This is a genomic window from Rhodococcus sp. SJ-2 (assembly GCF_053750035.1).
In genome coordinates this window covers 1,389,384-1,401,511 of record NZ_CM132340.1, presented here as the reverse complement: position 1 = coordinate 1,401,511, position 12,128 = coordinate 1,389,384, and the positions used below count along the sequence as shown (strand labels likewise).

Here is a 12,128-nt window from a genome sequence, read left to right as displayed (position 1 = left end):
CTACAGAAACTGCAGGAACCGGTTGCATGTGCGCGACAGAAGACGACTATGGAGCGCAGGCACCGGACCGCACAGGGGCCGGGGGAAGCGAGACAAGTATGGAGTCGAAGGACACCCGCACGTCGCACGTGGCAGAGCCCGACCAGCACGTGACCGGTCACGTGACGAGGCTGGACCAGGTCGTCATCCGCATCGCCGGAGACTCCGGCGACGGCATGCAGCTTGCCGGCGACCGATTCACTGCCGAAGCCGCAGCCTTCGGAAATGATCTCGCTACGCAGCCGAACTTTCCGGCCGAGATCCGCGCACCGCAGGGCACTCTACCCGGCGTGTCGAGTTTCCAGATCCAGATCGCCGACCACGACATCCTCACCGCGGGTGATCGGCCCGACGTGCTCGTCGCGATGAATCCGGCAGCGCTGAAATCGAACGTCGGCGACCTGCCCGACGGCGGCATCCTCATCGTCAACAGCGACGAGTTCAGCAAGCGCAACCTCTCGAAGGCGGGGTACGACAGCAACCCGCTCGAGTCGGACGACTTCGAGCACCTGCAGGTACACACCGTCCCCATGAGCACCATGACGCTCGGTGCGGTCGAACCCTCCGGAGTTGGCAAGAAAGAGGCCCACAGAGCGAAGAACATGTTCGCGCTCGGTCTGCTGTCGTGGATGTACGGCCGCGCGATCACCGCCGTCGAGGCCTTTCTCGAATCCAAGTTCGCGTCACAGCCCGACATCGTCCGCGCCAACATCCTTGCATTGCACTCGGGTTGGAACTACGGGGAGACGACCGAATCCTTCGCATCGACCTACGAAGTCGACCGCGCTGATCTGCCGCCGGGCACCTACCGCCAGATCACCGGCAACACCGCGCTCGCATACGGACTGGTCGCTGCAGGCAAGGCGGCAGGTATGGAAGTCTTCCTCGGCAGCTACCCGATCACGCCCGCGTCGGACATCCTCCACGAGCTGAGCAGACTCAAGCGTTTCGGCGTCCACACCTTCCAGGCGGAGGACGAGATCGCCGGTATCGGTGCGGCGGTCGGGGCATCGTACGGCGGCGCATTGGGAGTCACCAGCACCTCGGGTCCTGGGATCGCACTGAAGTCGGAGGCCATCGGGCTCGCGGTGATGACCGAACTGCCGCTCGTCGTCGTCGACGTCCAGCGCGGTGGGCCGTCGACCGGTCTTCCCACCAAGACCGAGCAGGCCGATCTGCTGCAGGCGATGTTCGGTCGCAACGGTGAGTCGCCGGTTGCGATCATTGCGCCGCAGTCGCCTGCCGACTGCTTCGACGCGGCGCTCGAGGCGGCGCGAATCGCCGTGTCGTATCGGACACCGGTGATGCTCCTGTCCGACGGCGCGATCGCCAACGGCTCGGAGCCGTGGCGTATTCCCCAGGTGAGTGCCCTCGCCCCGATCGAACCTCGATTCGCCACACCACCGGATGATGACGACCCGGGCTACCAACCGTATGCCCGCGATCCCGTGACACTCGCACGGGACTGGGCGATTCCGGGCACCGCATCGCGAGAACACCGTATCGGCGGGTTGGAGAAGGCAAACGGCACCGGCGACATTTCGTATCACCACGCCAATCACGAGTTGATGACCCGCGTGCGCGCGGCTCGCATCGCAGGTATCGATGTCCCCGACCTCGAGGTGGACGACCCCACGGGCGACGCCGAAATCCTCGTCCTCGGTTGGGGTTCGTCCTACGGTCCGATCGGTGAGGCGGTGTTCCGTGCCCGCCGCAGCGGCCATGCGGTCGCCAGGGCTCACCTCCGGCACCTCAATCCCATGCCGAAGAACCTCTGCGACGTGCTCGAAGGCTATCGGCGCGTACTGATTCCGGAGATGAACCTGGGCCAGCTGTCTATGTTGCTGAAGGCGCGGTGCGCCGCGCAGATCCAGCCTGTCACCAAGGTCTCCGGCATGGCATTCCGCGCGGATGAACTACACACAGCACTCCTCGCGGAGATCGACGGCACACTGAGCGACAGTGAGGACGCCAAGACGTTCGCCGCGGTCTCCGCGGCCGCGACGATTCAGCGAGGTGATCGATGATGGGAAAAACCACGAACGGTGCCGTGCACAATGGTAGTGCCCGGGTGCCTGTCGGAACCGACCTCGGAATCAGTGCTCTTGCCGAGGTGCCACGAGCCGACAGTCCGCAGAAGGCAAAGGATTTCACGTCCGACCAGGAGGTCCGGTGGTGTCCGGGATGTGGTGACTACGTCATTCTCGCAACGGTCCGCGCCATGCTGCCGCAGTTGGGTCTGAAGCGGGAGAACATCGTTTTCGTGTCGGGTATCGGGTGCTCGTCGCGGTTCCCGTACTACCTCGACACCTACGGGGTCCATTCGATCCACGGCCGAGCCCCGACCTTCGCAACCGGTCTCGCCGTGACCCGACCGGACCTGTCGGTGTGGGTGGTGACCGGTGACGGTGATGCGCTGTCGATCGGTGGAAACCACCTGATCCATGCCCTGCGACGCAACGTGAACATGCGGATCCTGCTGTTCAACAACCGCATCTACGGGTTGACGAAAGGGCAGTATTCGCCCACATCGGAATCCGGCAAGATCACCAAATCGACGCCGATGGGGTCGATCGATGCCCCTTTCAACACGATGTCACTCGCTCTCGGTGCCGAGGCGACCTTCGTCGCGCGGGTGCTCGATTCCGACCGCGCCGGGCTCACCGAGGTCTTGCTCGCGGCCGCCGAACATCGCGGTGCCGCCTTCGTGGAGATCCTTCAGGACTGCCCGATCTTCAACGACGGGTCGTTCGATGTGCTCCGCAAGGGCAATGCCGAGGACCATCTCATCCACGTTCGTCACGGGGAACCGATCATCTTCGGGACCGACGACGAGCTCTGCGTCGTACGAAGAGGTTTCGGGCTGCGCGTGGCACGCATCACGGAGGTGAACCGAGACGAGATCGTGGTTCACGACGCGCACAGTGTCGATCCCGAGTACGCGTATGCGTTGTCGCGACTGTCTGCGCAGGACCTCACGTACACGGTCACGGGAATCGTGCGGTCGGTGTCGCAACCCACCTACGACGACCGGGCGCGCGCCCAGGTCGCGGCCGCCGCGGCCGACGAACCGGCTGATCTGCAGTCGTTGCTCAATGGCTCGAGTACCTGGACGGTGCCGTGACGTCCATCCTGTCGATCAGGCCCACGCCTTTGATTTCGGAAAGTGATCGATGACAATACAATTCGGTGTGTTCGTTCCGCAGTTCCGGCTCGGTGTCGACGAAGTGAAGGCCCGGGCGTCGGCTGCGGAACGCGCCGGTTTCGACTCGTTCTGGCTCATGGATCATCTGTATTCACCGGGTGGCAGACCGGCGGATTCGCTCGAAAGCTGGACATTGCTGACAGCGCTCGCCGGCGCCACCTCCACCATCCGGCTCGGGCACATGGTGGGCTGTGCGCCGTTCCGGCACCCGGCCCTACTCGCGAAGATGGCCGCCACCGTCGACCACATCAGTGGCGGCCGGCTCGACCTCGGGCTCGGGTGGGGTTCGGTGGAGGCAGAATTCGAGACCTTCGGTGTCGAGGTCGGTTCGCGGCGGGAACGCGCGGAAGCACTCCACGAAACGCTCGAGATATTCCGTCTGATGTGTACGGGCGAGCAGTTCGACTACGATGGTGAACATTTCCGGTTGCGCGGGGCGTACGGACTGCCGACACCCGTGCAAGATCGGATTCCGGTGCATATCGGTGGCGCAGGGAAAACCTTGACGATGCCGCTGGTCGCACGTCACGCAGACTGGTGGAACTGTGTAGGTCACGCACGGAACCGGCTCGAGGAACTCACACCGCTCAAGGGTGATGCCCGGATTTCGGTCCAGTACGCGGTGGGATTTGCGGGCGATGCCGAGGACATCCCCGGCGTGACGGTGTCGGTGTCGCGTAGATTGCCGGAAAGCGGTTGGGGCGCACCGCTGATCGGCACAGCCGAGGATCTGATCGAACAGATCGCTGTCGAACACAAGCGCGGAGTGGAATTGTTCGTGCTCCGCTTCCACGACTTCTCGCCACCGGAAACACTCGAAAGGTTCGGGCGTGATGTCATCGCGCCACTTCGGGAGCAGGGCCTGGAGTAGATCAGGGGCTGGAGTAGACGCAGCGACCACCGATCCACGTGGCACGCACCCTCCTCGCATCGGGATCGTCGAGGACTTCCGCGAGCGGCCCGTCGAGTAGCACCAGATCGGCCTCGGCGCCGATCGTCACGTGACGCGCCGGTCCGCCCGGGTCGTCGAGAGGCGCAAGGTAGCGGTCGAGCGCCGCGGGCGGCGTGATCCGCTCTACTGCACCGACGACGTCACCGGTCGGGCAGCGCCGGGTGACGGCGGCGACCATGACCTCCCACGGGTCCACCGGGCCGTACGGGGCGTCACTCGACAACGCGAGGGGAACTCCGCCGTCGAGCAGGCTGCGGCAGCGGTAGAGATCGGGCAGGTCGGTGGGATCGACGTCGCGCAGATATGCGTCGCCGCGGTCGGCGAGGAATCCGGGCTGCGTCACCACGTGTATGCCTCGTCGCCGCAGGTCGTCGATCGATTCGGCCGGGACGAGCGCGCCGTGCTCGATCCGGTCGCCGGGGTGGGGGCCGATCTCGTCGAGGGCCGCGAGGAGGATCACGAACGCTTCGCGACTGACGCAGTGCACCGCGACGGCACGGCCGGCCGCGTGAACGCCGCGAATGGAGCAGACGAGATCGTCGATGTCGGGGAGAGCCGAGTCGGCGATGACGATCTTGTACGGACCGACAGTGCAGTGCGGTTCTCCGGGAAGGAAGCCGCTCGGGGCGCCGAGCAGGTGCAGACGCTGGGGAATCGCACCGGTGGCATGTGCATCCATCAGGGCGGCGACCGTGCTCGGTGTGAGATCGGGTGTCGCGTCGGTGACACCGGTGATGCCGTATCGCGCGAGTTCCGCGCCGATCGAGTCCAATTCGGGTGCAGTGGTAGCGGGGAGGCGTTCGCGCAGCCACGTGTCGGCCCGCCATATCCGCCCGGTGGGGTGGCCGGCGTCGTTGCGTTCGACGCCGGGATGATCGGCCGTGTCGAGTCGCGCGAGTCGAGCGGCCACGGAATTCAGTATCCACAGGGCGCCACTGCGATGCTGGATGCGCACGGGCCGCGTGTTCTGCAGACGATCCAGGACCTCGGAATCGAGCATTCCGGCGACGGATTCGAAGTATCCGACGCCGCGGATCCACCCATCGCCGGGAGCAGCGGCGAGGGTGCACGCGAGATCGTCCGACGAGGTGACATCAGGTGGTCCGCATCGCACAGAGACGCGATCGGCGGCCAGAGCGTGCAGGTGGATGTGGTGATCGTGGAGGCCGGGGATCAGTGCGCCGCCGCTGCCGTCGACGATCTCGCACCGCTCGGATGCCTCCAGCTCCTTTCCGACCTGCGCGACCACACCTGCGCGCAGGAGCACGTCGAGTCCGGTATCTCCGTCGATCTCGACGTTGCGCAGGATCAGATCGGTCATCGTATACCCAACTCGGACAGTATCTTCGACGTGTCGCGGCCGGTCTCAGCGATCTCGCCCGCCGGCTCACGACGTTCCGGTTCCGCGAGTGCGACCGTGCCGGACGGTGCATCGACCCACCAACGCCCGGCCCGCTCGTACACAGGTGGACGTGCGTCGGTGCCGAGCGTGGACGACACCAGCGCCGACATCGAGATGTCCCACAGCGCTCCGCTGCCGTCAGCGGGACGCGAGAGCGCGAGCGCTGCGGCGTCGAGACCGGTGAGGGGGTCGGCCAGGGCGTCGCCGACGAACATGGGTCCGTGTGCGTCGTGAGCGATCAACCCTGCCGAGGCCGCGATGTCGTCGCCGAAACCAATGCGGAAACAATCGCGGCCGTGCGCAGTGATCGACACCCACGTGCCACCGTCCGCGACGAAACGGTGGGCGTCGAGACCGAATCCGGCGAGAGCCCGCGGCCGGGACGCTTCGATGACGATGTCGGCTGCCGCCACCAGGTCCGTGAGTTCCCGGCGCTGGACGGCGTCGCCGGGGTCGAGCACCACCGACTCGTGCCCGCCGTGTAGCAGGTGGTAGAACTCGGCATTGCCCAGGCGCGCGCCGTCCGGCCGTGTCGGCGTCTCGACCTTGATCACGCGGGCACCTGCAAGGCCGAGAATGTGTGCACACAGCGGACCTGCCCACAGTGAGCTGAAATCGACGACCAGCAACCCGTCGACCGAACGTGGAACGAGGGGCCGCGGTGTTGTCGTGGGAACCGCGGAGACCGGTCCCGCTGCGATGCCGAGTGGTTCCGCCAGTTCGAGAAGGTCGTGGCCGGTGTGCTCTGCCAGCCACGAGGTGACCGCGGGCCAGGGATCCTCGCCCACGTCGGTACCGACCAGTGCGCCGAGAAGCAGCGGATCGTCGGGGCGTGCGCACGAGATTGCGGCCCAGCCGTCGGCGGTGGGCAGCAATCTGCACGAGCCGCCGACGGAGATCGCACCTGCCCGCCGGTGTCCGGTGAACGCGGCCCGCTCGGACAACAGCCGCGCTCCGTCGAGCCGTACTGCTCCGCCGGTCGCGGACCGGATCCGAGCCGCGAGTTCGCGGGCGATGGTTGCGGCACGTCCGGGTGGGATCAGCGGGGGGCCGTCGGGCCTGCCGGTCAGGCAAGCGATTCCGCTCTCTGCCCAGTCGCGCACGGAGTCCGCGGACGGGGATTCGAACACGCCCGTGATGCTACATTGCCGGAATGAGCAGGCGGCGAGCACGAGGGCAGAACTGATGGGCGCGAACACGATCTCTGCCGTGGAGCTTGCAGACGGGATCGCCGATACGCCGGTTCTCGGTGATGGCGGCGTGGTCGCTCACCCTCTCCTGATGGTCGATCTGGACGACGTGCCCGACTCGGTCATCGAGCGTGCAGCTGAACGTGCGAGGGGGAGCGATCACCTACTCGTCGGCAGATTCACCGGTGGTTCGATCGATGACACGGCATTGGCGCCCCTACTGGAGTCTCTCGACCTGACCTATTCGGTGGAGCCCGATCCACGGTCGTCGACTGTCGTCGGTACGGACGATCTCGGCGCGAGCCTGTCGGCGTTCGACACCGCGGTCGCGCAGAATCCGCACGCTGCGCTGGTCGTGCGGCATGTGCTCCGAGCTGCCGACACCGTGGGGGTGGCTGCCGCGATCGACGTCGAGTCGCTCGGGTACTCGACGTTGCAGGGTGGACCCGAGTTCCTGCGGTGGCTCGACGAGCGTGGACCGCGCCCGCTTCCGCCGCCTGCCCCCGCAGATCCGGTCCTCGTCGCGCGGGTGGGCGACACACTGCAGATCACGCTCAACCGCCCCGAGCGTCGCAACGCCTACGGGACCCAGTTGCGTGACGCGCTTGTCGAGGCATTGCGCCTCGTCGAGCTCGACGACACCATCGAGCGTGTAGTGGTGGACGGTGCGGGCCCGTCGTTCTGTGCAGGGGGAGACCTCGACGAATTCGGACGCACTCCCGACACCGCCACCGCACATCTGATCCGCACTCGCGGTGGTGCGGGCCGTTTGGTCGCGCGGCTTGCAGATCGGATCGAAGTGCGGGTGCACGGGCACTGTGTCGGTGCGGGGATCGAGATCCCGGCTTTCGCGAGTCGGGTGGTTGCGGCTCGGGGAACGGTGTTCCGGCTTCCCGAGGTGTCGATGGGCCTGATCCCGGGAGCCGGGGGGACGGCGAGCATTCCACGACGGATCGGCAGGTGGAGAGCGATGCACCTGTTCGTCACCGCGTGTGCTCTCGATGCCGGTCGCGCACTCGCATGGGGATTGATCGACGAGGTCTCGGAGCTCGGATGATATCGATGCGTTGGATGAATGTTCAAGAAATCGTTGTCATGAATCGCTTATAGTGTAAAGATTGTCATAGATTATATCTGGGGTACTCGGTCCGGGAACCCGGGGGAGTTCTGACGGCGGAGGTTCATCGATGGGACGGGCAGGGCTACGGCCGCAGAAGACGGCGATGCTGGTGGCGCAGCGGATCGTTCAGGATATCAATCGGCGAGGGAACAAGGTCGGTGATCGACTGCCGCCGGAGCGGGTCATGCTCGATGAATACGACGTCGGCCGGGGCACCCTGCGCGAGTCCCTGCGGTTTCTGGAGCTGCAGGGTGTGATTGCACTGAAGCCTGGGCCGGGAGGTGGACCGATCGTCCAGCAACCCGACAGTGAAGGTCTCGCGACCTCGATCACGCTCCTGCTGCAGTTCGAGAACGCACCGTTCCGAACCATCGTCGAGGCGCGGACGGCATTGGAGCCGATGATGGCCAAGCTCGCCGCGGAGCGGATCAACGAGCAGCAGCTGGCCGATCTGAAGTACTCCGTCGAGCACATGCGAGACAACCTCGACGACGGTGAGATCTTCCTCGAGATGAGTCGCGTGTTCCACGACACCGTGGCGAAGGGGTCGGGAAATGCCCTGTTCGGCTACCTCATTCACGCGTTGCTCGACATGCTGGACGGATCGGCGATGGGGATGGAGTATTCGGAACGGCACCGCCGTGCCACTCTCGACATCCACGAGAAGATCTACCATGCGGTCGCCGACCGCGACCCGGAGGCCGCGCTCACGGCGATGGAAGAGCACATCGCAGGCATCTGGCGTTACGAGGAGAAGCACTACCCGGACGCGCTCGAAACGCCGATAGCGTGGGGAGCTGTCACCTGACGCGTTCACATCCCTGACCCGGCCTGCAGCGGCGGGGCGACCCTCACGGTCGCCCCGCCGCTGCTGTCGTTCCGTGAGTCGCAGTATCCAGTGACTTGGGTCATGGATAAGTGTTGACAATGGAATTAATCATGCGCATGATAGTCGTGATTTGCATCACCGATGCGTGAGCGTGCTACGCACCCCAAGAGACGGAGCAGCGCATGACCCTTTTCCGCACCACCCGCTCGAGGACGCTCTGCGGCTCGACCGCCGCCCTGGCACTCGCCGCAACGCTCGTTGCGGGATGCGCCGAATCGGCCTCGGCCTCCGGTGGCGGAGGCGGCGACGGCGTCGAGTACGGCGCCACCAAAGACGATTACATCGCGGCATTCGAGGGTGTCGATCCGATCCAGCTCTACACTCAATCCCCCGCCCCGAAGGGCTCGGCGACCGGTGTACCGGTCGAGAAGTACCTCGACCGGATCACCGAGTGGTCCGGCGGCAAGATCACCTTCGACGTCGCCTACTCGAATGCAGTCGCGCCTCCCGCAGAGATCGACAATGCGCTGATGGACGGCCGGCTCGACCTCGGACACGTGATCCCGCAGTACGAACCGTCGGAGTATCCCGCGACGGCCGCCCTGATCGACTCGAGCTTCGTCTCGCTCCAGACACCAGTGCTCGGGCCGCTGCAATCGAATGCCTGGGCCAACGAAGTGGCGTTCGAGACGCCGGAACTCGTCGCTGAGTACGAGGACAAGGGCATGAAGCTGCTGCTGCCCGCGTACAACTCCGGTTCCAACGGCCTGTTCTGTGCCACCGAGCGGCGAGATCTGGCGTCCACCAAGGGCGCTCAGGTCACCGCTTCCGGTCTTTCGATCAACGCCGAAGTCGCGTCGCTCGGCGCAACGCCGGTGTCGATCGCATACACCGAACTGTTCGAGGCGCTCGAGCGCGGCATCGCCGACTGCTCCGTCACCTCCTTCACCGTCGGAATGCTCGGCGGCTTCCTCGGGCAGACACCGCAGGTAGTGATCGATCCGGAGGCAGGCGTCGCGGTCGGCTGGGGTGGCATGGCCATGAGCACCGAAGCGTGGGAGGAGCTTCCGCTCGTCGCGCAGCAGCTGATCTGGGACAGCCTCACCGTGTACGTCGAGTCGAACATCGAAGACAAGATTCTTCCCAACACCGCAGACGGGATGAAAGCGGTCCTCGCCGCAAACGGTACCGTCGGCCCGTACGCCGAAGACGCCCGGGCCGCACTCGCGGCCGAGAACGAGCGACTCCTCGACGCGCAGCGGACCAACGCGGCATTCGAGGACGGCGACGCGTTCGTCGACCGCATCGATTCGTCGACCGAGAAGTGGGCATCCACACTGGCCGATCTCTACGACGATGTCCCCTACGACGAGTTCGCTACGTGGTACAGCCCGGAGAGGCTCGATCTCGAGGACTACAGCGCGAAGGTCTACGAGGAGATCTTCCTGCCGCACCGTCCGTCCTGACCGCAACCGGAGGAAACACATGTCGCACCCCACGGGCTGCCCCGTCAGCCACACCGACTACACCACAGAGACCGAAATATACGGCCATTACACAACTCTCGATGCAGAGCGTGAGGCCGCGCGGTTCCACTTCAACGACACCACCGAACGCGGTTTCTGGATGCTCACGCGTTACGAGGATGTCCTCGCCGGTTTTCAGAATCACAAGAACTGGACGACGGCGGTTCGTACGGCGTTGTTCCCCGAGAGCAAGATTCCATTGCTTCCCCAGGACCTCAACGGGGAAGAGCACCAGAAGTTCCGTCGCATCATCAATCCGTTCTTCGCGCCCGCTGCGGTTCGGCGTATGGAGGAATTGGCGCATACCCGCTGTGTGGAACTGCTCGAAGAACTCGCCCCCAAGGGGCACTGCAACTTCGTGGCGGAGTTTGCCATCCGGTACCCGACGGATCTCTTCCTGGTGCTGATGGGCCTGCCCGTCGAAGACGGCGACTTCTTCCTGCCGTGGACCGAAGAGATGTTCAACTGCATGCTCCAGGGCGATCTCGATGGTGCCGAGGTTCCGAGACAGAAGATCCTGGACTACTTCACCGTGGCCATCGAGGCGCGACGCAAGAATCCGCGGGATCCCGCCGAGGACATGGTCACACGCCTGGTCCAAGCCGAGCTCGACGGTGAACCCCTCTCGCACGACACGATTCTCACCACCTGCATGTCCATCATGCTTGCCGGTCTCGACACCACCCGGTCGGCACTCGGATACATCTTCACGCACCTTGCGACCCACGACGACGACCGCCGGATGCTGATCGAGGAGCCCGAGTCGACGCGCGACGCGGTCGAGGAGTTCATCCGGATGTATCCGCTGGTGATCCAGGCGGGGCGCGAGGTGCAGGAGAGCTGCGAATTCGAGGGCATCGACATGGCTGCGAAGGACGTCATCTGGCTCGGAATCGGCTCGGCGAACAGGGATCCCCGAAAGTACGACGATCCGGACACCTTCGTCCTCGGTCGGCCGGGAATCAACCAGCACCTTGCATTCGGCGCGGGACCGCACCGCTGCCTGGGTATGCACCTTGCGCGACTCGAACTCGCCGTCGTCCTCGAAGAATGGCACAAGCTGATCCCGGAGTACCGGATCAAGGCCGGTGCAGGGCTGGTCGAGCGTGGTTCTCAATTGACCCTGAAAGAGCTCGAATTGGAATGGGAGGTCTGACATGGCCGGGACATCCGGAACGACGATGACGATCACGCGTGAGAAGTGCATGGGCCACGGGCGGTGCTACTCCGTCGCCCCCGATCTGCTGAGCGACGACGAAGAGGGCTTCGTCGCGCAGGCCGGCGAGGAATTCGACGTGCCCGCCGAACTCGTCGGTCAGGCCGAGGCGTCGGTGGACGCGTGCCCGGAGCACGCGATCACCGTCGCCAGGTAGGTCAGCGGTCCCAGCCTCGTTCGAGATCGGTTCCGACATGCAGATCGATCGTCAACGACTCGAACCGCGCTTCGCCCGAGGAGGCCCGGATATCGGCTGTGTAGGTTCCCCAGCCGATACCGGAGCCCCCTCGGGCCCTGGCGGTGTAACCGAAATAGCACTGGAGGTGCACACGGTCGTGGGTGTGTGCCCGGATCTCCGGCTGGCAGATGAAATGGCGCTTCTCGGAGTCGTCCGTCGACCGTGCGGATCGGAAGAAGCCGGCGATCTCGTCGCGGCCGGTGTGGATGCCGCGGCCGGTCGTCAGCACTCCGTCGTCGGTGAACAGAGATGCGAGGGAATCCGGGACCGGGTTGTCGAGCAGGGCCGCGTATCGGTGCATCAGACCGGACGCGGCTCGTTCTGATTCGAGCGTGGTCACCCTCGACACGAGATCGTCGAGCAGGGCCTGCAATCGGAGTTCGGTAGACATGTTCCTCCTCTGTCGGACAC

The 12,128-nt window shown here is 65.1% G+C and carries 11 protein-coding genes; 8 read left to right on the top strand and 3 right to left on the bottom strand.

Features of this window, described 5'->3' with window-relative positions; genetic code table 11:
• The first annotated feature begins 98 nt into the window (after positions 1 to 98).
• Genes ACSYG9_RS06365 through ACSYG9_RS06355 form a run of 3 tightly spaced genes read left to right on the top strand, consistent with a single transcriptional unit; the run spans position 99 to position 4,115 of the window.
• A complete protein-coding gene (locus ACSYG9_RS06365) occupies positions 99 to 2,066 on the top strand; it encodes a 2-oxoacid:acceptor oxidoreductase subunit alpha (RefSeq protein ID WP_454842894.1) in 1,968 nt (655 codons plus the stop codon).
• Positions 2,066 to 3,163 (top strand): 2-oxoacid:ferredoxin oxidoreductase subunit beta, encoded by a 1,098-nt coding sequence (locus ACSYG9_RS06360; RefSeq protein ID WP_454842893.1) that lies wholly within the window; start codon positions 2,066 to 2,068, stop codon positions 3,161 to 3,163. The genes ACSYG9_RS06365 and ACSYG9_RS06360 overlap by 1 nt, the downstream gene beginning before the upstream one ends.
• Before the next feature lie 49 nt (positions 3,164 to 3,212).
• Positions 3,213 to 4,115 carry an LLM class flavin-dependent oxidoreductase gene (locus ACSYG9_RS06355; protein WP_454841666.1) on the top strand — a complete coding sequence of 301 codons (903 nt, stop codon included), beginning with the start codon at positions 3,213 to 3,215 and terminating at the stop codon, positions 4,113 to 4,115.
• A gap of 1 nt (position 4,116) precedes the next feature.
• On the opposite strand, the gene ACSYG9_RS06350 is transcribed toward ACSYG9_RS06355, so the two are convergent.
• Positions 4,117 to 5,517: an amidohydrolase family protein gene (locus tag ACSYG9_RS06350; RefSeq protein WP_454841665.1), complete on the bottom strand. Its 1,401-nt coding sequence runs from the start codon at positions 5,515 to 5,517 to the stop codon at positions 4,117 to 4,119.
• Positions 5,514 to 6,728, bottom strand: a complete 1,215-nt coding sequence (locus tag ACSYG9_RS06345) for a CoA transferase (protein ID WP_454841663.1) — start codon at positions 6,726 to 6,728, stop codon at positions 5,514 to 5,516. The genes ACSYG9_RS06350 and ACSYG9_RS06345 overlap by 4 nt, the downstream gene beginning before the upstream one ends.
• 55 nt (positions 6,729 to 6,783) lie before the next feature.
• Here ACSYG9_RS06345 and ACSYG9_RS06340 point away from each other — a divergent pair, with 55 nt between their 5' ends.
• The 5 genes from ACSYG9_RS06340 to ACSYG9_RS06320 all read left to right on the top strand — a co-directional run bounded on the left by ACSYG9_RS06340 (position 6,784) and on the right by ACSYG9_RS06320 (position 11,636).
• Entirely contained in the window at positions 6,784 to 7,845 is a 1,062-nt protein-coding gene (locus tag ACSYG9_RS06340; RefSeq protein WP_454841662.1) for an enoyl-CoA hydratase/isomerase family protein, read from the top strand.
• Between the two features lie 130 nt (positions 7,846 to 7,975).
• Positions 7,976 to 8,716, top strand: a complete 741-nt coding sequence (locus ACSYG9_RS06335) for a FadR/GntR family transcriptional regulator (protein WP_454841660.1) — start codon at positions 7,976 to 7,978, stop codon at positions 8,714 to 8,716.
• A 203-nt stretch (positions 8,717 to 8,919) separates the two neighbouring features.
• Entirely contained in the window at positions 8,920 to 10,203 is a 1,284-nt protein-coding gene (locus tag ACSYG9_RS06330) for a C4-dicarboxylate ABC transporter substrate-binding protein (RefSeq protein WP_454841659.1), read from the top strand.
• A gap of 19 nt (positions 10,204 to 10,222) precedes the next feature.
• Positions 10,223 to 11,419 (top strand): cytochrome P450, encoded by a 1,197-nt coding sequence (locus tag ACSYG9_RS06325; RefSeq protein WP_454841658.1) that lies wholly within the window; start codon positions 10,223 to 10,225, stop codon positions 11,417 to 11,419.
• Between the two features lies 1 nt (position 11,420).
• Positions 11,421 to 11,636 carry a ferredoxin gene (locus ACSYG9_RS06320; RefSeq protein ID WP_454841657.1) on the top strand — a complete coding sequence of 72 codons (216 nt, stop codon included), beginning with the start codon at positions 11,421 to 11,423 and terminating at the stop codon, positions 11,634 to 11,636.
• Between the two features lies 1 nt (position 11,637).
• On the opposite strand, the gene ACSYG9_RS06315 is transcribed toward ACSYG9_RS06320, so the two are convergent.
• Positions 11,638 to 12,108, bottom strand: a complete 471-nt coding sequence (locus tag ACSYG9_RS06315) for a nuclear transport factor 2 family protein (RefSeq protein ID WP_454841656.1) — start codon at positions 12,106 to 12,108, stop codon at positions 11,638 to 11,640.
• Between the last annotated feature and the right edge of the window lie 20 nt (positions 12,109 to 12,128).